Annotated in this window: 16 protein-coding genes and 1 riboswitch; of the genes, 6 read left to right on the top strand and 10 right to left on the bottom strand. The window is 73.0% G+C overall.

Annotated features, from left to right (window positions below; all coding sequences use genetic code 11):
- The first annotated feature begins 2 nt into the window (after positions 1-2).
- Positions 3-584, top strand: coding sequence for a flavodoxin family protein (locus tag ACLZOT_RS36320; RefSeq protein ID WP_416973418.1), 582 nt, complete (start codon positions 3-5; stop codon positions 582-584).
- A 6-nt stretch (positions 585-590) separates the two neighbouring features.
- Here the strand turns inward: ACLZOT_RS36320 and ACLZOT_RS36325 are convergent, their stop codons facing one another.
- The 4 genes from ACLZOT_RS36325 to ACLZOT_RS36340 all read right to left on the bottom strand — a co-directional run bounded on the left by ACLZOT_RS36325 (position 591) and on the right by ACLZOT_RS36340 (position 5,063).
- Positions 591-1,481, bottom strand: a complete 891-nt coding sequence (locus ACLZOT_RS36325; RefSeq protein WP_416973419.1) for an ABC transporter permease — start codon at positions 1,479-1,481, stop codon at positions 591-593.
- Positions 1,468-2,547, bottom strand: a complete 1,080-nt coding sequence (locus tag ACLZOT_RS36330) for an ATP-binding cassette domain-containing protein (protein ID WP_416973420.1) — start codon at positions 2,545-2,547, stop codon at positions 1,468-1,470. The genes ACLZOT_RS36325 and ACLZOT_RS36330 overlap by 14 nt, the downstream gene beginning before the upstream one ends.
- Positions 2,548-2,597: 50 nt before the next feature.
- Entirely contained in the window at positions 2,598-3,803 is a 1,206-nt protein-coding gene (locus tag ACLZOT_RS36335) for a LolA family protein (RefSeq protein WP_416973421.1), read from the bottom strand.
- 249 nt (positions 3,804-4,052) lie between these two features.
- Entirely contained in the window at positions 4,053-5,063 is a 1,011-nt protein-coding gene (locus ACLZOT_RS36340; protein ID WP_416973422.1) for a polyprenyl synthetase family protein, read from the bottom strand.
- Between the two features lie 462 nt (positions 5,064-5,525).
- A riboswitch (cyclic di-AMP (ydaO/yuaA leader) is annotated at positions 5,526-5,701 on the top strand.
- Between the two features lie 5 nt (positions 5,702-5,706).
- On the opposite strand from ACLZOT_RS36340, the gene ACLZOT_RS36345 reads away from it, so the two are divergent.
- Complete coding sequence (locus ACLZOT_RS36345; protein WP_416973423.1) at positions 5,707-6,168, top strand: transglycosylase SLT domain-containing protein; 462 nt, start codon at positions 5,707-5,709, stop codon at positions 6,166-6,168.
- A 55-nt stretch (positions 6,169-6,223) separates the two neighbouring features.
- On the opposite strand, the gene ACLZOT_RS36350 is transcribed toward ACLZOT_RS36345, so the two are convergent.
- Positions 6,224-7,051, bottom strand: a complete 828-nt coding sequence (locus ACLZOT_RS36350) for an HAD family hydrolase (RefSeq protein WP_416973424.1) — start codon at positions 7,049-7,051, stop codon at positions 6,224-6,226.
- Between the two features lie 260 nt (positions 7,052-7,311).
- Here ACLZOT_RS36350 and ACLZOT_RS36355 point away from each other — a divergent pair, with 260 nt between their 5' ends.
- From ACLZOT_RS36355 to ACLZOT_RS36365, 3 genes are all read left to right on the top strand, one after another.
- A complete protein-coding gene (locus tag ACLZOT_RS36355; protein WP_416973425.1) occupies positions 7,312-8,400 on the top strand; it encodes a GNAT family N-acetyltransferase in 1,089 nt (362 codons plus the stop codon).
- 49 nt (positions 8,401-8,449) lie between these two features.
- Positions 8,450-9,769 carry a glycosyltransferase gene (locus ACLZOT_RS36360; RefSeq protein WP_416973426.1) on the top strand — a complete coding sequence of 440 codons (1,320 nt, stop codon included), beginning with the start codon at positions 8,450-8,452 and terminating at the stop codon, positions 9,767-9,769.
- Positions 9,770-9,861: 92 nt separating this feature from the next.
- Positions 9,862-10,617: a polysaccharide deacetylase family protein gene (locus tag ACLZOT_RS36365; RefSeq protein ID WP_416973542.1), complete on the top strand. Its 756-nt coding sequence runs from the start codon at positions 9,862-9,864 to the stop codon at positions 10,615-10,617.
- 138 nt (positions 10,618-10,755) lie between these two features.
- Here ACLZOT_RS36365 and ACLZOT_RS36370 read toward each other — a convergent pair whose 3' ends face one another.
- The 5 genes from ACLZOT_RS36370 to ACLZOT_RS36390 all read right to left on the bottom strand — a co-directional run bounded on the left by ACLZOT_RS36370 (position 10,756) and on the right by ACLZOT_RS36390 (position 18,322).
- Positions 10,756-11,949 carry a glycoside hydrolase family 26 protein gene (locus tag ACLZOT_RS36370; RefSeq protein WP_416973427.1) on the bottom strand — a complete coding sequence of 398 codons (1,194 nt, stop codon included), beginning with the start codon at positions 11,947-11,949 and terminating at the stop codon, positions 10,756-10,758.
- A complete protein-coding gene (locus tag ACLZOT_RS36375) occupies positions 11,946-12,368 on the bottom strand; it encodes a hypothetical protein (protein ID WP_416973428.1) in 423 nt (140 codons plus the stop codon). Before ACLZOT_RS36375 ends, ACLZOT_RS36370 begins: the two co-directional genes overlap by 4 nt.
- Positions 12,365-14,239 (bottom strand): glycosyltransferase, encoded by a 1,875-nt coding sequence (locus tag ACLZOT_RS36380; protein ID WP_416973543.1) that lies wholly within the window; start codon positions 14,237-14,239, stop codon positions 12,365-12,367. The genes ACLZOT_RS36375 and ACLZOT_RS36380 overlap by 4 nt, the downstream gene beginning before the upstream one ends.
- A gap of 395 nt (positions 14,240-14,634) precedes the next feature.
- Complete coding sequence (locus ACLZOT_RS36385; protein ID WP_416973429.1) at positions 14,635-17,085, bottom strand: lipopolysaccharide biosynthesis protein; 2,451 nt, start codon at positions 17,083-17,085, stop codon at positions 14,635-14,637.
- A complete protein-coding gene (locus ACLZOT_RS36390) occupies positions 17,078-18,322 on the bottom strand; it encodes a DegT/DnrJ/EryC1/StrS family aminotransferase (RefSeq protein WP_416973430.1) in 1,245 nt (414 codons plus the stop codon). Before ACLZOT_RS36390 ends, ACLZOT_RS36385 begins: the two co-directional genes overlap by 8 nt.
- 413 nt (positions 18,323-18,735) lie before the next feature.
- On the opposite strand from ACLZOT_RS36390, the gene ACLZOT_RS36395 reads away from it, so the two are divergent.
- A complete protein-coding gene (locus ACLZOT_RS36395) occupies positions 18,736-19,674 on the top strand; it encodes a M56 family metallopeptidase (protein WP_416973431.1) in 939 nt (312 codons plus the stop codon).
- Positions 19,675-19,679: the final 5 nt, after the last annotated feature.

Raw genomic sequence — 19,679 nt, forward strand, 5'->3', positions numbered from 1 at the left:
TCATGACGAACCGTCGCTTCCTCTTCCTGCTGGGCAGCAGCCGTCGAGGCGGGAACACCGAACTCCTCGCGCGCCGGGCCGCCGAGCAACTGCCCGAAGGGGTCGAGCAGGAGTGGATCCGGCTCGTCGACCGCCCGCTGCCCGACTTCGCCGATCTGCGCCACGACGAGGGCTATACGACACCCACCGACCCCCACGAGCGCCACCTCCTGGACGCCACCCTCGGCGCCACCGACCTTGTCATCGCCTCCCCGCTGTACTGGTACTCCGTCTCCGCGCTCACCAAGCGCTACCTGGACCACTGGTCGGGGTGGCTGCGGCTGCCCGAGGCCGACTTCCGGGCCACCATGGCCGGGCGGACGCTCTGGGGGATCAGCGCCTACGCCAGCAGCGCGGCCCGCGCCGAGCCGCTCGCCGGGACCCTCCTGCACACCGCCGCGTTCATGCGGATGCGTTTCGGCGGGGTGCTGCTCGGCAACGGCACCGACCGCGAGGACGTCCTCAAGGACGGTGAGGCGCTGACCCGCGCGAAGAGCTTCTTCTCCGGGGAGACGCCGCTCGCGCGGTTCCCGGACGAGGTCTGAGCGGGCTCAGGCCGTGATGTCCTTCGCCGTGAAGCGCGCCCAGGCCGCCGAGCCGAAGACCGCCGCGTACAGGGCCTGCAGGCCGAGGTTCTTCTGCAGGTCCGGCCAGTAGACCGGCTCGCGCATCAGGTCGGCGAAGGAGAGCCAGTAGTGGGAGAACAGGTAGGGGTGTACGGCGTGCAGCTGGGGGATCTGGTCGACGATCTGGACGGTGATCAGCAGGCCGACCGTCGTCGCCATCGCGGCGATGCCGCTGTTGGTCAGCGTTGACACGAACAGGCCCAGCGCGGCGACGCCCATCAGGGACGCGGCCACCACCAGGGCGATCAGCAGGGCCCGCCACAGGCCCTCGGCGAACGTGATGCGCGTGCCGGAGATCGTCGTCAGGTCGCCGAGCGGGAAGAGCAGCGCCCCGACCGCGAGCGCCGAGAGCGCCACCACCAGGGTCGCGATCAGGCAGAACGCCATCGTCGTCACGTACTTGGTGAGCAGCAGCCTCGTACGGCCCGCCGGGGCGACCAGGAGGTAGCGCAGCGTGCCCGCGTTCGCCTCGCCCGCGATCGCGTCCCCGGCGATCACGCCCACCGCCATCGGCAGGAAGAACGGCAGGGTCGCCGCCAGGGCCGTGAACACCAGGAACAGGCCGTTGTTGGTGACCTGCGAGATGAACGCCGGACCGCCCTCCCCGCCGCCGGGACCGGGGCCGCCCGCCGAGGAGCCGTCGCCGGTCTCGATCCGCACCGCGATGCCGACCAGCACCGGGACCGCCGCGAGTACGCCGAGCAGGGCCAGCGTGCGCCAGCGGCGCAGTGTGATCACCAGCTCGCTGCGCAGCAGGCCCAGCGTCCACAGCGGGCTCGGCGCCCGCACCGCCGGTGCCGTCTCAACCCGCGACATCGAATCCCTCTCCGGTCAGCTCCACGAACGCGTCCTCCAGCGAGGCCCGCCGCAGGGCGAAGCCCCGCACGCGGACGCCCGCGGTCACCAGGGCCGCGTTCACCTCCGCGAGGTCGCGCTCCGGGGGTTCCGCGGTGACCCGCTCGCCCTCCGTCGTCACGTCCGCGAAGCCCTGTTCCTTCAGGACTCGCGCCGCGTCCGCCGGGTCCGGCGTCGTCACCACGAGCCGGCCCCGGGTGCGCGCCGCCAGCTCGCCCACCTCGCCCTGCGCGATCAGCCTGCCGCGCGCCATCACCGCCGCGTGCGTACAGACCTGCTCGATCTCGTCCAGGAGGTGGGAGGAGAGGAAGACCGTCGTGCCGTCCGCCGCGAGTTCCCTGATCAGCGCGCGGATCTCCCGCATGCCCTGGGGGTCCAGGCCGTTCGTCGGCTCGTCGAGGACCAGCAGGCGCCTGGGCTGCAGGAGCGCCGCCGCGAGGCCCAGGCGCTGCTTCATGCCCAGCGAGTACGCCCGCGCCTTCTTGCCGGCCGCCGCGGTCAGGCCGACCCGCTCCAGCGCCGACGCGACGCGGTGGGCCCGGGTGCGCGGGTCGGCCGTCGGGTCCGCCGCGTCGTACCGGACGAGGTTGTCCCGGCCCGACAGGAAGCCGTACAGCGCGGGGCCCTCGATCAGCGCGCCCACCTCCGGGAGGACCCTGCGGCCCGCCCCCGGCATCGGCCTGCCCAGAACCTTCGCGGTGCCCGACGTCGGTTCGATCAGGCCCATCAGCATCCTGATCGTCGTCGTCTTCCCGGAGCCGTTCGGACCGAGGAACCCGAAGACGCTGCCCCGGGGGACGGTCAGGTCGAGGGAGTCGACGGCGAGCTGGCCGCCGCGGAAGCGCTTGGTGAGGGCGTGAGTGTGGATGACCGCGTCGTCGGGGGCGGGGGCGGGGTGGGCCGGGGGTGTGGGGCGCGGGTTCGTGGCCGGCCTCTCCCCCGTCTCCGGTTCCGGCCCCGCGGTCGCCGCCCGCTCCGGAGCCGGGCCGGGCTTCGGGTCCGGCTCCGGTGTGGGCGGCTGTGGCATGGTTCCCCCGATCCCGTGACGACCCTGTGGTCGTGTCCCTGTAACCGTACTTAGTTGCCCTCGGCCGCCTTCACCAGGGCGTCCTTGGTGACCGCGCCGACGTAGACCTTGCCGTTGTCGGTGACCAGGGCGTTGACCAGGCGGGTGGAGAAGACCGTGCCCTTGCCGAAGTCGCCGGAGACCTTGTCGCCGAAGGAGTCGAGGAAGCCGCCGAGGGCGCCGGCGTCGGGGAGGTCCTCGGAGGAGGGGGCGCCCGTCCCCGTGCCCGTGTCGTACGTGGCGATGGACGTCCAGCCCTTGCCCAGGACGTTCAGGCCCGTGAGGTCCTCGCCTAGGACGTCGGGCGCGGCCTTGTCCTCGTCGCCGTGGATCGTGTCGCCCTCGGTGACCTTCGCGCCTTTGGGGGCGGTGAAGTCGAAGGTCGAGGCGGCCGGCTTGGCGAAGCTGACCTGGGTGAAGCCGGCGTCGATCACGGCCGCGCCGCCGCTCCTGGGGGTGAGCGTGAACTTGAGGGGGAGGCCGGTCTTCGCGTCCACGGCGATGCTGATCGCGCCGACCGTCGAACCGGACTGCTTGGGGGTGACGAGGAGCTTGTAGGCGTCGCGGCCCGCGACGTGGACCGTGCCGTCGACCTTCACGGACGTCGTCGGGTCTATCGCCTTCAGGGTCTCTTCCGTGAGGTCCTTCGGGGTCGCCGGGGCCGGGGAGTCCTTGCGGGCCGCCTCGGAGAGCGTCGAGTGGTGGACCTCGTTCGACTTGCTGTCGTAGCCCCAGACGTCCTTGCCGTTGTGGATCAGGCTGTACTCCGCCGCGTTCTCCAGCAGGGAGAGTTTCTGCTTCTCGGGGCCGTCGGCCGCGACGCGCAGCGTGTGCGTGCCCGCGGCCAGCTCCATCAGCTTGGTGGAGGGGTCGGCCGAGGAGGTGTCGGAGGACTGGGTCGCGCCGGAGAGGAAGCTGCTCTCCAGGCCGCCGAGGTCGGGGAGGCCCAGGTCGGTCGTGATCTTCACCGTGCCGGAGAGCTGCTGGACGTCCGACGCGGCGACCTTGTCCAGGAGCTGCTGGGCGGTGATCTGGGGGAGGTCGGGGTCACCGGAGTCGGCGAGGGCCGGGCCGAGGCCGATGGTGGCGGCGGCCACGCCCACGACCGTGGCCGGAACGACGTACCGCGCGGCCGCCCTGCGGCGACGGGACCTCGCCTCGTCGGCGTCGGCCTCGGCGGTCGGGGTTCCGTGGTCGTCGGATGCGTTCGGTGCCATGTCTGCCTTACCTCCGTCGTCGGCGGCGGCCGGTGGGCATCTCCGGGCAACCCACTCCTGACCGCCATTCTCACCCGAATCGGTGAGTCGTGGTCCTGCGTCTGCCATCCATGACACCAAACCGGACCCGCCTGCGACGTCACCCCGCAGAGCCAACTCCACGTACTCCTGGGGTATGACACGCCACACCGGCACCCCGTACTCCCCTAGGGGTCCCGAAGCTCATACCTGAGGGTCGGGAGCCGCCGCTCACCCCGCCCGGTGCACCACCGCGTCGCACATCTCCACCAGCGCCAGCTTCGCGTCGCACTCGGGGAGCGGGGACAGCGCCGCGCGGGCCTCCTCCGCGTAGCGGACCGTGTCGCGGCGGGCCTGTTCGAGGGCCGGGTGGGCGCGCAGCGCGGTGAGGGCCTCGGTGTGGCGGGCGTCGTCCGTGAGGTCGGAGTCGAGGAGTTCGCACAGGGCGACGTCCTCGGCCAGACCGAGGCGGGCGGCGCGCTCGCGCAGGCGCAGGACGGGGAGCGTGGGGATGCCCTCGCGCAGGTCCGTGCCGGGGGTCTTGCCGGACTCGTGGGAGTCGGAGGCGATGTCGAGGACGTCGTCGGCGAGCTGGAAGGCGACGCCGAGGCGTTCGCCGTACTGCGTGAGGACGTCCACGACCGTCTCGTCGGCGCCGGAGGTCATCGCTCCGAAGCGGCAGGAGACGGCGACGAGGGAGCCGGTCTTGCCCGCGAGGACGTCGAGGTAGTGGTCGACGGGGTCGCGGCCGTCGGTGGGCCCGGCGGTCTCCAGGATCTGGCCGGTGACGAGCCGTTCGAACGCCTCGGCCTGGATGCGGACGACCTCGGGGCCGAGGTCGGCGAGGATCTGGGACGCGCGCGCGAAGAGGAAGTCGCCCGTGAGGACGGCGACGGAGTTGCCCCAGCGGGTGTTGGCGCTGGCCACCCCGCGCCGGACCTCGGCCTCGTCCATGACGTCGTCGTGGTAGAGGGTGGCGAGGTGGGTGAGTTCGACGCCCACGGCGGACGGCACGACACCGGGCGCGTACGGGTCGCCGAACTGCGCGGCGAGCATCACCAGGAGTGGCCGGAAACGTTTGCCTCCCGCGCGCACGAGGTGCTGCGCCGCCTCCGTGATGAAGGGGACCTCGCTCTTGGTGGCTTCGAGCAGTCCTTCCTCGACAGCCGCCAATCCTGCCTGGACATCGGCTTCCAGCGCCTGGTCCCGCACGCTCAGCCCGAACGGCCCGACGACGGTCACGAGGGATCTCCTGTCTGCTGTTGCCCACGGGCGACTGTTGGCGATTACACGGTTTGTCGATAGGTCGCTGCCATCACTCAAGTCAGCGTATCCGGTCACGTTTCGATCACCGATAGCCCCCACGGTTACAGCACGGGCGCTATCGGATCACGCCCGTTATGCAGACGATGGATCGATAAGGCACATCATCTCCGGACATTCATACCTTGTGCACATTTTGCCGTTATTGCTATTTCGTGAGTTGAGTCACGGGCACTTCCTCCGCCCGCCCCTCCCCCACCACTCTTCCCCCTTGCCCCTGTTGGCGAGTTGACCCTTGGCGGTCGCAAAGGATCAAGCGCCCCATACACCTCACCCGGAGGTCAATAGGGGCGAGATGTGAATCAGGCACTTGTTCCGGACATGTGCTCTCGCATACGTTCCGCCGGGTCGGGCGGACGCCTAATCCTGCCGCCGCCCTTCACCACCTCATCGACGAACCACTCGCGTACGGCAGGAGCGGGGGACCCAGGTAGTACGCCGCGCCGGACACGTCCGCCGCGGCTCGGGGTGAAGCCGTGTCACCGTCCCCGGTGGCCCGGCCGGGCACCTCCCCGCCCGAACCCGACAGCTCACCTCGCAGGCGCCGGAGAGGAAAACCGCCATGCCTGCAGTCCGCAAGAAGCGTCTCGCCCGGGCCCTCGCCGTCGCCGCCACCGGCACGGCCCTGCTCGCCCTCCCGATCGTCGGCGCCACCAGTGCCTCCGCGGCCACCGGCACCTCGTCGTCCACGGTCGCCGGCTACCCGAACACCCTGGACGGCTGGATCCGCGAATCCCTCGCGATCATGGCCCAGAAGGGCATCCCGGGCAGCTACGACGGCATCTACCGCAACATCATCCGCGAGTCCTCCGGCAACCCCTGGGCCATCAACGACTGGGACTCCAACGCCGCCGCCGGCACGCCCTCCAAGGGCCTGCTCCAGGTCATCGACCCGACCTTCCAGGCGTACCACGTCGCCGGGACGGCGTACGACCCGTACGACCCGGTCGCGAACATCACCGCCGCGTGCAACTACGCGGCGGCGGTGTACGGGTCGATCGACAACGTCTTCGGCGCGTACTGAGCGAACACCCCTGTAGGAGCCCCGGTTTCGGACCGGGGCTCCTACAGGGAGCGCGTTACGGAAACATCCGTTCAAGAACGGTCGCCACTCCGTCCTCCTCGTTCGAGGACGTCACCTCGTCGGCCACCGCCTTGAGTTCGGGGTGCGCGTTGGCCATCGCGACCCCGTAGGCGGACCACTCGAACATCGGGATGTCGTTCGGCATGTCCCCGAAGGCGACCGTGTCCTCGGGGGCGATCCCGAGGCGTTCGGCGGCCAGGGCGAGCCCCGTGGCCTTGGTGACGCCGCTCGGCTGGAGTTCGACCGTGCCGGGCCCCGACATGGTGACCGTGGCGAGCGAACCGACCGCCGCGCGCGCGGTGGCCGCCAACTCGTCGTCCGTCAGCGCGGGGTGACGCAGCAGCACCTTGCTGATCGGCTCGCACCACAGGTCCTCGCGGCGTCCCACGCGCAGCGCGGGGAGCGTCGGGTGCGGCATCAGGTAGCCCGGCTCGATCAGCGTCAGCCCGTCCACACCGTCCTGGTCGACGGCGGCGTACACCTGGCCGACCTCCGCCTCGATCTTGCCGAGGGCGGTCTCCGCGAGTTCCCGGTCCAGCGTGACCGACCACAGGAGGCGGTCCTCGCTGGCGTCGTACACCTGCGCTCCCTGGCCGCACACGGCGAGCCCTCTGCCGCGCAGGATCTCCAGCAGGGGGCGCACCCGGGGGGCCGGGCGGCCGGTCACCACCAGGTGCCGCGCGCCGGCCTCCACGACCCGCTGGAGGGCGTTCAGCGAGCGGTCGGAGAAGGTGTCGTCGGCGCGCAGGAGCGTGCCGTCCAGGTCGGTGGCGACGAGGGCGTACGCGCGCGTGCCGGAAGCGGGGGTGGTGGGTGCGGCCATGATCAGAGAATACGGACCGCACCGCGCGCGGGAGGCCCGATGACCTCTCTCGCCACACCCGCGCGCGGGAGGGCCGGTTTCGCGACGAGCACCCGCGCGGGGTGACGAAAAGGTCCCCTTCGTCATCGAATCCCCATCGAGATGCCAACGCTTCTGCGAAGACTGCACCGGTTGGCAACAGCATGGGCCGCTATCTACCGCGGTGCCGTCTGGAGGGGTACGGTCCATGTGTCCAGGGGGGACTTGATCGGGGGGTCAGGTTGAACAGTGGGCGCATTCGTGTGCTGCGCGCGCAGGAGTTGGGCGAGGGGGAGCGTGAGCGGTGGCGGGCCCTGCGGGCCGCCTCGCCAGCCTTGCGCAATCCGTTCATGGAACCGGAGTTCGTCGAGGCCGTGGGGCGCGTACGGGCGCGTACGCGGGTCGCGGTGGTGTACGAGGGGCGCGAACCCGTCGGGTTCCTCCCCCACGAGCGCGGCCCGCTCGGCATGGGCCAGGCCCTCGCGCACGGCGTGTCGGACGCCCAGGGGGCGGTCCTGGCGCCCGGACTCGGCCTGGAGACAGGCGAGTTGATGCGCGCCTGCGCACTGTCGAGCTTCGCGTTCGACAACCTGGAGGCGGGCCAGGGCCTGTTCGTCCCGCACGCCGCCGCCGAGTACGCGGCCTACGTCATCGACGTCGAGAAGGGCTACGACACCTACGAGTCCGTGCTGCGCGGCCAGTCGCCGAAGTTCCTGCGGACGACGCTCGCCAAGGAGCGCAGACTCGGGCGCCAGGCCGGCGAGCTGAGGTTCGTGTTCGACGAACGCGACCCGGCCGCGCTGCGCGCCCTCATGGCGTGGAAGTCCGCGCAGTACCGCCGTACCGGCCGGCGCGACCGGTTCGCGCAGGAGTGGATCACGCGCCTGGTCGCACTCCTCGCCGACACGCGCACGCCGGAGTGCGCCGGCACGCTCTCCGTCCTGTACGCCGGGGAGCGGCCCGTCGCCGCGCACTTCGGGCTGCGCTCGTCGACCGTCCTGGCCTGCTGGTTCCCTTCGTACGACACGGAGTTCGCGAAGTTCTCGCCGGGGCTCGTGCTGCATCTGCGGATGGCCGAGGCGGCGGCGGCCGAGGGCATCACGACGCTGGACCTCGGGCGGGGGGCCGCCGAGTACAAGGAGGCGCTGAAGACCGGGGAGATCCCGGTGCACGAGGGCGCGTGGACGCGTCCGGGTGCGGGGGCGGCGCTCTACTGGCTGAGCCGTGAACCCTCGCGCCGGGCGCACCACTTCGTGCGCGGGCGCCCACGGCTCGCGAGCGCCGCCGCACGGGCGCTGAAGAGCGCCGGGCGGCTGCGGGGCGCCGGGTGAGCAGTACCGAGGGGTTCCAGCCGAGGGGTTCATGACATCAGGGGGGTTCATGTCCCGTACGACCCGTACATCCCAGGTACGAGCCGAGATACGGCGCTTCCTCGCCGTACGGCCCGTCCAGATCGGCGAGTTGGACCTGACCGGCGAGGGCGCGGCCCTGAGACCCGGCCCGGGCGGCCCGCCCGTGACCTCGGGGCCGGTGTTCGTGCTGGTCCGCCGGGAGGGCCGCCCGGTCGGCACGTTGCTCGGGGAGGTCCCGGAGGGGACGGACCCGAAGGCGACGCTGCGGGAACTGGCCGAACAGATGGGCAAGGACGGCCCGTTGGGGAGCAGCGACCGGACAACGGCCCAGCCGCCCCCGTACACGACGGTCGTCATCGCCACCCGCGAGCGGACCGGGAAGCTCGTGCACGCGCTCGACTCGATGCTCGCGCAGGACCATCCGCGGTTCGAGATCGTGGTGGTGGACAACGCGCCCGTCACGGGGGCTACCCGGGATCTCGTACGGGAGAAGTACGCCGAGCGGGTGAGGTACGTGTGCGAGCCGGTGCCGGGGCTCGCGATCGCGCACAACCGGGGGGTGGCCGCCGCGCGCGGGGAGGTCGTGGCGTTCACGGACGACGACGTCGTCGCCGACCCGCGCTGGCTCACCGAGCTGACCTCGCCGTTCACCGCCGACCCCGGCCTCGGCTGCACGACGGGGCTGATCCTGCCGGCCCGGCTGAGCACCCCGGCCCAGGTCCTCCTGGAGAGCCACGGCGGCTTCTCGAAGGGGTTCGTGCCGAGGACGTACGACCCCGCCGAACCGCCCGCCGACGAGCCCCTGTTCCCCTTCACCGCCGGGCGGTTCGGGTCGGGGGCCGGCATGGCGTTCCGTACCCGGGTCCTACGGGAGGTACGGGGGTTCGACCCGGCGACCGGGGCCGGGACCCCGGCGCGCGGGGGTGACGACCTGTACGGGTTCGTCCGGGTACTGGCGCACGGGTACCGGCTGCACTACACGCCGTACGCGCTGGTCTGGCACCACCACCGGGAGACGTGGCGGGACCTGGAGACGCAGGCGTACGGGTACGGGGCGGGGCTGGGCGCGTACTTGACGGCGGTGCTGGTCAACAGCCCCGGGCTGATACCGGGGTTCCTCGCGCGGCTGCCCAAGGGGGTGCTGTACGCGCGGACGTTGACGGCCAGCCGGGAGGCGGACGAGGCGCGTCCGGCCCCCGCCGGGCCCGGCGCCCACGGCGAGCGGGATCATCCGTGGCCCCGGCGGCTGTCCAGGCTCCAGCGGCGCGGGATGCTGTACGGCCCGGTCGGGTACCTGCGGGCGCGGTGGGCGCTGCGGGCGGCCCGGGTGCGGGGAGCGGCCCGGTGAGCGGGGGCGAGGGCGTCAGACCCACGGGGGGTGAGGGCGTCGTACCGGCGGGGGACGACGGTGTCATACCCGTGTTCCTCTACCACGCCGTGATGGAGGAACCCCCGGACTGGATCGCAGAGTTCACGGTGACGCCGCAGGTGTTCGCCGCTCACCTGGACGCGGTCGTCGACAGCGGCCGTACGCCGGTCACGATCAGTGTGCTCGCGGACTTCCTCGCCGGGCGGGCGGCGCTGCCGCCGAGGCCGGTGCTGCTGACGTTCGACGACGGGTTCGCGGACCTGCCGGGGCCGACCGCCGAGGCGGTGTTCGCGCGGGGGCTCACCGCGACCGCGTACCTCACGACCGGCGCCATCACCCCGGGCGAGCGCAGCCTGTTGCCGCCCGCGCCGATGATGTCGCTGGGCGGCGTACGGGAGTTGGAGGGGGCCGGGATGGAGATCGGCAGCCATACCGTCACCCACGCGCAGCTCGACACGCTCGCGCCCCGGGACCTCGCGCACGAACTGCGCCATTCCCGGGCGGTGTTGGAGGACACGCTCGGCCATCGGGTCCGGCATCTCGCCTACCCGCACGGCTACAACGACCGCCGGGTGCGCCGGATGGCCGCCGCGGCGGGGTACGAGACGGCGACCGCGGTGCGGCACGCGCTCAGTTCGGAGCGGGACGAGGCGCACCGGATCGCGCGGCTGATCGTGCGGCGCGGTCATACCGTCGGGGACGTCACCGACTGGCTCTCGGGCAGGGGGGCGCGTATCGCGCCGTACCGGGACGCGCCCCGGACGGTGGCGTGGCGGTGGTACCGGAAGGGGCGGGCGGCGGTGAAGGGGCCGGTGTTCGCGGGGTGACGGGGCGGGTGTGTGGCGCTGAGGTACTACCCGCGTACATCTCAGGTACGAAGAGGTGGGCGCAGCCGCCGCCCTGGCGCAAAGCCTGACCGTGCTGAAGGGGCGGGGAGAACACCCCGCCCCGGTAGTCCCCCGCCACTACTTCAGGGGCTGGTTCAGGTACGGGTCGGAGACCGCCTTGCGCAGGCTCGACCAGGCCCCGGAGTCCGCCACGGCCAGGTCGCAGTGCGGGCCGGGGTCGCGGTAGTTCCACTGGAGGGCCGCCTTGACGCCGGTCAGTTGCTTGAGGACCGAGGGGACCTCGGCGTACCAGTCGGCCTGGCGGCCGGGGCGGTCCGGGTCGTTCGCGGTGCCGAACTCGGAGAGCATCAGCGGTTTGTCGTCGGAGATGTTCTCGCGCACCCAGTCGTGGGTGGCCCGCTGGGTCTGGGCGAAGGAGAGCCAGCCGGCTTTGTGGCACCGGTAGTAGTTGTACTGGTTGTAGGCGACCCAGTCGACGTAGTCGTCCCCCGGGTACATCCGCTTGATGAGGTCGGCATGGGCCAGGTAGCCGGTGGTGATCCAGGTCCACACGACGTTGGTGACGCCGAGGGCACGGAACCGGTCGTGGATGTGCCGGTAGGCCCGGACGTAGTCCTCGGGAGTTCCGCTGGCCGGGGTACGGGTGTCCATCTCCAGGTCGAAGGAGAGGAAGACCTTCTTCCCGTACTCCTTGACGCGCCTGGCCTGGACGTCGATCACGGACGCGTCGAGGTCACCGGCCGCGATCTGCTTCCACGTGGGCTGCTGCGCCGCCGTACCGCCCCACACCTTGCTCTCCCAGGAGAGCAGGAGAAGCCGGTCCCGGCCGACCTCGCGTTCCTCGTCGGTGAGCAACTGGCCTTCCTTGCGCGCCCCTTGGACCTGGGACATGTCGTGGTAGGTGTAGACGATGTCGAGGGGGCGGCCGATCTGCTTCTCGTAGGCCCGCACCTTCTGCGGCAGGTCGTCCTTGGTGTGCGGCACGAACGCGCCGAACCAGGCCCCGCAGGGCGGCTCCAGCAGGGCCGTCGGCGCGCACCGGCCGCCCTGCGCGGAGGGGCGGGAGCCGCCCAGGTCCCGGTCGCCGGAGGAGTCGTCCCGCAGGACCAGGACGGCGGTGAGGGTGACGCCTGCGGTGAGGAGCGCGGTGAGCGCGAGGCGTCGGGGGCGGGGGCGGGGCCGACGGGGCCGTCCCCGGTGTCGTCCGTGGGAGGGAGGGGTACGGGGTACCCCCGGGGGGCGCTGGCCGGTGATACCTGAGCGGTAGACGGGTCGTGGGCGGGCGTTTCGTAAACGGTGGAGCCACCTCACAGGGCAGTACCTTTCGCAGTCCGCGGGGAGGCGCGCAGGCGCGGGCAGAACGCCGCGACGGTGGTCAGCAGCGTGAGCGTGAGCAGGACGCGCTGCGCGCTGAAGGCGTGCGTGGCGATGAACACCGTCCCGACGATCAGGGCGGCGGACACGCTCACGAGGACGGTCAGCATCAGCCGCTCCAGGAGGTCGGAGTGGCGGGCGAAGGCCGGGTCGCGGCCTTCGACGGGGCCCTCGGCGGGCCGCGCCATGAGCACGGGCCCGCAGATTCTGACCAGGGCCCCGCCCGGTCCCGCCGCCAGGAACAGCACGACGGCGGCGCCTCTGAGCGGCGATCCGCCGGGCAGAGCGAGGGAGCTGACGGCGAGCCAGCCGGCGAACGGGGCCGCCATCCGGACGACGAGTTCCTGCGGGGTCATCGGGCCGTCTCCTTCAGCGCGTACGCCACCCCCGCGTCGTTGACCGCGACCCGTTCGAACAGGGGCGACGCGGCGACGGAGGCGCGGATGTGGTCCAACTGGGCTTGTGTGAGCAGGCCGTTCATCTCCGAGTCGGCGTACTGGCCCTGGGTCAGGACCAGATAGGCGCGGGCCGGGGAGCCGACGGCCGACATGTCGGCGGCGAGCGTCGCCGCCGGGGCCCTGAGGATCTTCTCGACGTGCGCGCGGGCGTCGTCGAGGAACCAGTAGTGGTCGACGCGCCAGTAATCCGCGTACGCCAGCGGGTAGTTGCGGTCGGCCGCGACGACCAGCGAGCCGTCCGGGGCGCGGTCGAAGACGTCCTGGACGAGCTGGACCTCGGCGGGCGGGAAGTAGCTGATGCGGTCCTTGCCGGAGTAGCTCGGGACGAACGCGAAGGTGCCGGCGAGCAGCGCGGCGAGCGGCAGCCAGGTGTAACGGCGCCTGTCCGCACGGGGGTTGAGTTCGGTCGCCGTGAGGGTCCGGACCTGCGGCAGGAGCGCCGCCGCCGCGAAGAACGCGGCGCCGGGGAGCATGAACATCAGGACGCGGAAGATCATCTCGCTGCCGTAGCTGCTCGCCGCGAACATCGGCAGCGGGGCCACCGCGAGCAGCAGCAGCGGCAACGCCCGGTGGCGCAGCACCGGTTGGCGCCAGGCGCCGAGCGCCGCGAGCAGCAGCACCGACGCGGACAGCAGGCGGGCCGCCCAGGAGGTCGCGATCGCGCCCGTGCCGGTGGGGGTGGCGCCGTAGCCCGTCTCGACGTTGCCGCCGATGTCGCCGACCGAGCGGAGCATGTCGGGCATCGTCGCGGAGAGGAACGGCAGCGCGGCGGTGAGGCACCAGGCGAGGAAGATGACGACCGTGGTGACGAGGGGGACCTTGTCGCGGTAGCGGCGGGCGACGAGGAGCGCCGCGAGGGAGATCACCAGCATGCCCGGGGTGAGCTGGTGGGAGATGACGATCCCGACGACGAACAGGGTGAGGACGACGGTCCATACGGCGGCGCGCGGGCGGGTGTCGGGGGTACGGGGGGTGGCGTACCTCCTGAGGACCACGGCGAGTACGCCGAGGTGCAGGACGAAGGCGACGGACTGGGGGGAGAAGTAGTCCTGCCCCACCCAGTTGGCTGTGCAGAAGAGCCATACCGCCGTCCAGATCAGGCGCCTGTCCTCGGTGAACGTGCGGAAGATCAGGATCAGCGGGAGGAGCAGGACCAGGCTGGAGACGAGGGGCCACCACGCCATGAACGCGGCGGCCGAGTCGACACCCAGGAGGCGTACGAGGGCCGCCTGTGCCGCGAAGAAGCCGGGCCACTGGTCGTAGACGGCCATGTCGCCGAGGGTGTCGGAGCCCTGGAGGCGCCCCGAGGTGAGCAGGTGGTCGATCACCGCGTCGTGCTTCCACGCCCACGCGTACAGCGGGGTGGGGTACACGACCGCCTGGGTGGCGCGCTCCATCACCAGCAGGGCGACGACGTACGCCGGCGCCCACGCGGGGTGCCTGCGGCGCGGGTCGAGGAGTGTGGACCAGAACCCGGCCGTCAGCAGCGCGAGGCCGGCCCAGAACGCCGGGTGCAGGGCCGTGACCAGCCCGAAGTCGTCCAGCTCCCCGACGTCCGTGTGCCGCACGGCGTACGCCCACAGTCCCATGGCCCCGGCCAGCCCCGCCGCGGGCCACAGCGCCGAGTGGTACCAGGGGCGCGCGGGCGGGAGGTCGGCGAGGTCCGTGACGGGGTCCTCGGGGTGAGGGGCAGGGGGGTCGGCGAGGGCGGTGACGGGGGCGCCCAGGGGTTCGGCCGCGGAGGGCTCCGTACGTCCCGGGTATGACATACCTGCGTACGACACCGGGTCCCCCGAGGGGGCTACGGGAGTGCCGGACGGGCTCGCGGAGGGGGCGAAGGGGGAGGCGGAGCTGTCAGCCGCCCCCGCGGTCCACTCCCCCACCGTCCCCTGCCCCGCGGCCTCGGGCCAGCGCACGACCCGCCCCGCGCCGCCGGACGCCTCCCCGGCCCCTTCCCGGCCGCCCCGGCCGAGCCGCAGCTTCCGTGTCCGCTCGGTCCGTTCGCCCCCCGGCGTGCCGGTGCCCCGGTCGTCCGGCCCCACGCCGGGCGGCTGGGAGGTGTCCGTTCCCGGGTGGGACGTCTCGGCGCTCTGGGAGCCTGGGCCTGGTTCGGTTCTCCGGTTCGGTGGACGCACGACGGTTCCCCCCTGTCGTTCGGCGTTGGTCAGGTGTGCTCGGGCTCGGTGGGCGGTGGGGCGCGGTGCACCGACAGGAGCAGGGCGAGGACGAAGAGCGCGGCGAGGGTCGGCGGCGCGAGGGGTGCCAGGGTCTCCCGCCACGCCCAGCCCCCCAGGGCGGCGAGATAGACGAGCCCCCAGCGCGCCGTCCAGGGCGGTCGCAGCCGCTCCCCCAGGCGGGCGAGCACCTGCCACAGCGCGACGAGGCACAGCAGTTGGCACAGTGGCGGCGCCCAGCGCAGCAGCGGTCCGGGCCCGTCGAGCCCCATCGCCTCCGCGAGGAATCGCGCCGTTTCGGTGTAGAACGTCCCGCCGACCGGTTCCGGTTCCCGCCCCAGCGCGACCGGTACGGCGTACAGCGCGAGAGCCACGGCGCCCAGCGCCGCCCCCGGCAGCCACGGGTCGTGGCGCGGGCAGAGCGTCACCGCGGCGGCGTACAGCAGGAGCAGGGCGAGCCCTGCGACGAGGGCGGCCTCGGGCAGCGCGTCGAGCATCGCCCGCCCGGACGACAGCGCCGTACTCCCCGTACCGGCAGGCCCCGTAGTACCCGTAGTACCCGTAGTACCCGGGGACCGCAGCCACGGCAGGTCCCGCACCCCGGCGGCGAACGCGGCGACGGCGACGGCGAGGGCCGCCCACAGTCCGCCCCGCAGCCGGCGCTGTCCCGCCTCGGACCACAACCCCCGTGCGGGGTACGCCGGTCCGGCGCCCCGGTCGTCGAGGGGTACCCCCGCCGGCGGCCCGGGGGAGGACTCGGTCGACGACGCCGAGGACAGTTCGGAGGCCGACCCCGCAGGCGTACCCGGGTACCTCCGCGGTACGAGCCCGGAGCGCGGACCCGGCACCGGGGAAACCCCGCCGCGCGCCCCCTGCGGCCACACGATCACCGCAAGCGTGTCCGCCTCCAGCGCCTCCCGCTCGTACCCCGGCCGCCCGATGAACAGCGGCACGGTGTCCTCGTCGGCGGCGGACGCCCGCCGCGCCCAGGTCGTGCCGTAGCCGGAGGCCGTCGCGTACCCGGCGGTCGCGCCCAGCCGGTGGGCGGGCTCGGGCGACGGCGCGGCGGGCAGCGGATCGGGCGACCCGGCGGACGGCGCGGCGGGCGGAGCTGCGGGCGGAGCGGCGGACGGCCGCAGCGCCGCGCGCAGGCCGATCACGGAGACCGCGGCGATCAGGGTCATCCCGAGCAGCACCGCCCACCCCGCCCCGGCGATCCCGGCGGACCCGAAGAGCAGCGCCGCGCTCCCGAGCACCAGCGTGCACATCGCCCCCTGGAGCGCGGCGAGCATGCCCGTGCGCCCCTGGACGCGCAGCACCCCGATGTACAGCTCGACCACGACCCGGGGCAGCGCCCCCAGCGCGAGCAGGCGCAGCACCGTCGTCCCGTGCTCGGCGTAGTCCTCGTCGAACGGCGTGAGGATCCGCGGCGCGAACAGCACCAGCACGAGGACGACGGGGACGAGGAGCAGCGTCATCCGGCGCAGCGCGCCCCGGACGCCGTCCGCGAGGTGGCGCGGGTCGTGCGAGGCGTGCGCGGTGAGCGAGGAGGCCATGTTGATGGCCATGAACTCCATCGTGCCGCCGACGGTGTACGCGACGTAGAAGTAGCCGTTCTCCGCCGCGCTGAAGCGCACCGCGACCATCACCGGCAGCAGGTTGATCATCGCGAGGCTGAACAGCGCGCCCAGCGAGTCACCGGCGAGGAAACGGCCCATCTCGCGCAGGCGCGGGGGCTCCACGTGCCGGTCGGCGGCCTGCTGGCGCGGGATGAGGCGGCGGAAGATCAGCCAGCCGAGCGGCAGCGTCGACAGGGCGATCGCGGCGGCCCAGGAGACGAAGATGCCGAGCACCGGCAGGACGGTCGCGAACACGGCGAGCAGGATCAGCTTGCCGAGGGAGAACACCGCGTTGCCGACGGGCACCCACAGGGCCTTGCGCAGCCCCGTCAGCACCCCGTCCTGGAGCGTCAGCAGCGCCCACGCGACGCACGCGACGACGAACACCGTCCCGGCGAGGGGCGTCCCCAGGGGCGCGTACGAAGCCCCCCACAGGTCGAGCGTCAGCAGGAACACGAACGCGGCGACCGCCACGACCACCGAACTCGCCGCGTACGCGCGCCACACCAGCGCCCCGGTCGCCCTCCCCGCGCGCGGGACGAACCTGACGACGGCGCCGATCATCGTCGTCGCCGTGATGCTCGCGAGCAGCCGCATCGCGGCGATGGCGGCGGAGCCCTGGCCGACGGCCTCCTCGGAGTAGTAGCGGGCGGCGACCAGCCAGAACCCGAGGCCCAGGACGGCGGAGACGCCGGTGCTGAGCATCAGGAAGTAGGCGTTGCGGAAGAGGGAGTCGGGGCCCCCGCGCGCGGGCGCGCTCTTCGCCTCCTCCCGCGCGCCGGCCGCCGCGCGCTGTCTGGGCTCGGCCCGCGTCTCAGTCACAGGCCCCTCCCCGTGCGCGTACGGGCCGCACCCCCGCCTCCGTCAGCGCCGCGATCACCTCACGCGCGCGCAGGGGGTCGACCGGCAGCGCGTGCCGGGCGAACCAGCGCGCCCCGGACGGGTCCGGCGACACGTCCGTGAACTCCGCGCCCGCGTAGTCGTCCAGCGGCGGGTCGTACAGGTACCCGACGACGATCCCCCGGCGCGCGAGCGCCTCCCGCGCGGCGTCCCGGTCCTCGACGAACAGGGGGACCCGGAAGAGGGGCTGCGGCGGGCCGTCGTACGCGCGTGCCCACGGCGTCGCGAGCAGGAGTCCGGCCCCCTCCCGGCAGGCCGCCAGAACGCCGTCCAGGCGGTCCAGTTTGCGCCCCACGCGCGCGAGGCGGGCGTTCCCGGCGCGCAGGCGGTAGTCGTGCATGTCGACGCGGACCCACGCGTCGTACGCGGCGAGACCGGGGGCCTCGGCGCCCGCGCGCGCGAGGTCCGCCGGCCGCAGCGGCATCCGGATCTCCTCGCGCTCCGTCCGCCCCAGCAGCCGCAGCGTCGCCCAGGCGGCCCCGCGCAGGCCCAGGCCCCGTACGGCGGCCTCCGCGTACGGCCGTACGGCGTACGCCAGTTCGGCCGTGGGCCGCGCGGGAAGGAGCAGGTCCTCGCGGGCCTTCTCCAGGGCGTCGCGCAGGCCCGCGTCGGCGCAGGACAGGAACCCGCCCGCCTTCGCGCCGACGTGCTTCGACAGGCTGAACACGGAGGCGTCGCCCCACGCGCCGACGGGCCTGCCGCCGACCTCGCCGCCGATCGCGTGCGCGGCGTCCTCGAACAGCGGGATCCCCAGGGCGTCGCACCTCGCGCGCAGGCGCGGGGCGTCGTCCGGGTTGCCGTACAGGTTGGTCGTCAGGACGGCCGACAGGGCGCCCCAGGTGCCCTCCGGGACCGCGTCCACGTCGATCGACGCGTCCAGGGGTCTCAGGGGGGCCTGCACGGGCCTGAGGCCCGCCGCGAGCACCACGAAGAAGATCACGTCGTCGTTGACCGGCGACATCAGGACCCGTCCGCCGGGCGGGCACCAGTGGCGCAGGGCCACGTACAGCCCGAACCGGCACGACGGTACGTACACGCACTCCCGGCCGAGTCTGCCGCGCATCGTCGCTTCCAGCCCCGCGAGCCGGTCCCCCGCACCGGTCCCGCCGAGCCGTACGCCACGACGCGCCGGCCTCAGGCCGGCCTCCCCTTCGGCCATCCGCCCCCCAGATGCGCCAAGCGAGGGCCCCCTCCCCGAGGCCCTCCGGCACCCGCCCAGAGTCTCCCTGTTCGCACCGCTCCGTCAAGATTGCGTCCCAGCCTGTGGATAACTTCCCGTATCCGACCTAAACCGCCGTGGTGTACGGAGTGATGGGGTGTGTGAGGTCTGGGGTGCTGTCGGGGGAACGGCCGTCCCCGCGTGTCGACGTCCCGCGCGCGGGCGCGAGTTGCGCGCGCCTCCCGAAGGGCTGACGGTGCCGTGTCCACGCCGTCATACTGGCCGCGAGGACCCGTGCGGCCGGGGCGCCCGGCCGGGTCGGGGAGCGCGACGCCGGCCGTCTGGTTCACCGCACCGCTTCACCGCACCGCAGATCCGTGTACGCCCGCCGAGCAGAATCCGGGAACCGTGGGATGACCATCTGTCTGCTTCTGCTGAGTGCCGTCGGGCTGACGGCCGCCCTGCCGGTGCCCCGCGCGCTGACGCGGGCGCGGTGGCCGGAGCGGGAGCCCGTCGTGGGGCTGTGGGTGTGGCAGTGCCTCGTGGCGACGGTCCTGCTGTGCTGCGTCACCGCGCTGACGCTGGGCATCGCGGCCGTCTTCCACACGGCCCGTACGCAACTGTTCGCGCCCGCGCCGCGGGAGGTGACGGAGGCGTACGACCTGTCCGCCGCGCCCGTGTGGGCGGTCGTTCTGACGCTGCTGCTGGCGTGCGGGGCCGCGTGGACGACGGCGATGCTGGGGCGGGAGCTGGTCGAGGCCCGGCGGCGGCGGGTGCGGGACCGTGCGCTGCTGCGTGAGCGCGCGCCGGACCTGCCGGCCGGGCTGCCCTCCGCGCGCGGGCCCCTCCTCGTCCTGGAGGACGAGTACCCGGACGCCTGGTGGCTTCCCGGCAGCCCGCCCCAACTCATCGTCACCACGGGTGCGTTGAACCGGCTCACCGCGCACCAGCTCGATGCCGTCCTCACTCACGAGAAGGGGCACGCGCGGGCCCGTCACGACTGGCTGCTGCACCTCTCCACCGCGCTGGCGACCGGGTTTCCCCGGGTGCCGCTCTTCGCCCACTTCTGCGACCAGACCCACCGGCTCGTCGAACTCGCCGCGGACGACACCGCGTCGCGCCGCTGCGGGCACCTCACGACGGCCCTCGCGCTCATCGAGCTTAACCAGCACCGGGGCGTCCTGTCCTGCGCCTCCAGCCACCGCCTCCTCGGCGAACGCGTCGACCGCCTCCTGCAGCCACCGCCGCGCCTGCTGCGCCGGCACCGGGCCCTGACGACGACGGTGGCGGCGCTGGTCCCTCTGCTGCCGCTGCTGATCACGTTCGCGCCGGGGCTGTCGGCGCTGGCATAAGGGCC

The sequence above is a fragment of the Streptomyces sp. 4F14 genome, assembly GCF_048159485.1.
Classification (GTDB): domain Bacteria; phylum Actinomycetota; class Actinomycetes; order Streptomycetales; family Streptomycetaceae; genus Streptomyces.

Excerpts from the sequence above, each read along its gene's own strand:
- ACLZOT_RS36390 (WP_416973430.1), bottom strand. The coding sequence starts at position 18,322 with ATGGCCGAAGGGGAGGCCGGCCTGAGGCCGGCGCGTCGTGGCGTACGG.
- ACLZOT_RS36325 (WP_416973419.1), bottom strand. The coding sequence starts at position 1,481 with ATGTCGCGGGTTGAGACGGCACCGGCGGTGCGGGCGCCGAGCCCGCTG.
- ACLZOT_RS36360 (WP_416973426.1), top strand. The coding sequence starts at position 8,450 with ATGTCCCGTACGACCCGTACATCCCAGGTACGAGCCGAGATACGGCGC.
- ACLZOT_RS36350 (WP_416973424.1), bottom strand. The coding sequence starts at position 7,051 with ATGGCCGCACCCACCACCCCCGCTTCCGGCACGCGCGCGTACGCCCTC.
- ACLZOT_RS36330 (WP_416973420.1), bottom strand. The coding sequence starts at position 2,547 with ATGCCACAGCCGCCCACACCGGAGCCGGACCCGAAGCCCGGCCCGGCT.
- ACLZOT_RS36345 (WP_416973423.1), top strand. The coding sequence starts at position 5,707 with ATGCCTGCAGTCCGCAAGAAGCGTCTCGCCCGGGCCCTCGCCGTCGCC.
- ACLZOT_RS36380 (WP_416973543.1), bottom strand. The coding sequence starts at position 14,239 with ATGTCATACCCGGGACGTACGGAGCCCTCCGCGGCCGAACCCCTGGGC.
- ACLZOT_RS36320 (WP_416973418.1), top strand. The coding sequence starts at position 3 with ATGACGAACCGTCGCTTCCTCTTCCTGCTGGGCAGCAGCCGTCGAGGC.
- ACLZOT_RS36375 (WP_416973428.1), bottom strand. The coding sequence starts at position 12,368 with ATGACCCCGCAGGAACTCGTCGTCCGGATGGCGGCCCCGTTCGCCGGC.
- ACLZOT_RS36365 (WP_416973542.1), top strand. The coding sequence starts at position 9,862 with ATGGAGGAACCCCCGGACTGGATCGCAGAGTTCACGGTGACGCCGCAG.
- ACLZOT_RS36335 (WP_416973421.1), bottom strand. The coding sequence starts at position 3,803 with ATGGCACCGAACGCATCCGACGACCACGGAACCCCGACCGCCGAGGCC.
- ACLZOT_RS36395 (WP_416973431.1), top strand. The coding sequence starts at position 18,736 with ATGACCATCTGTCTGCTTCTGCTGAGTGCCGTCGGGCTGACGGCCGCC.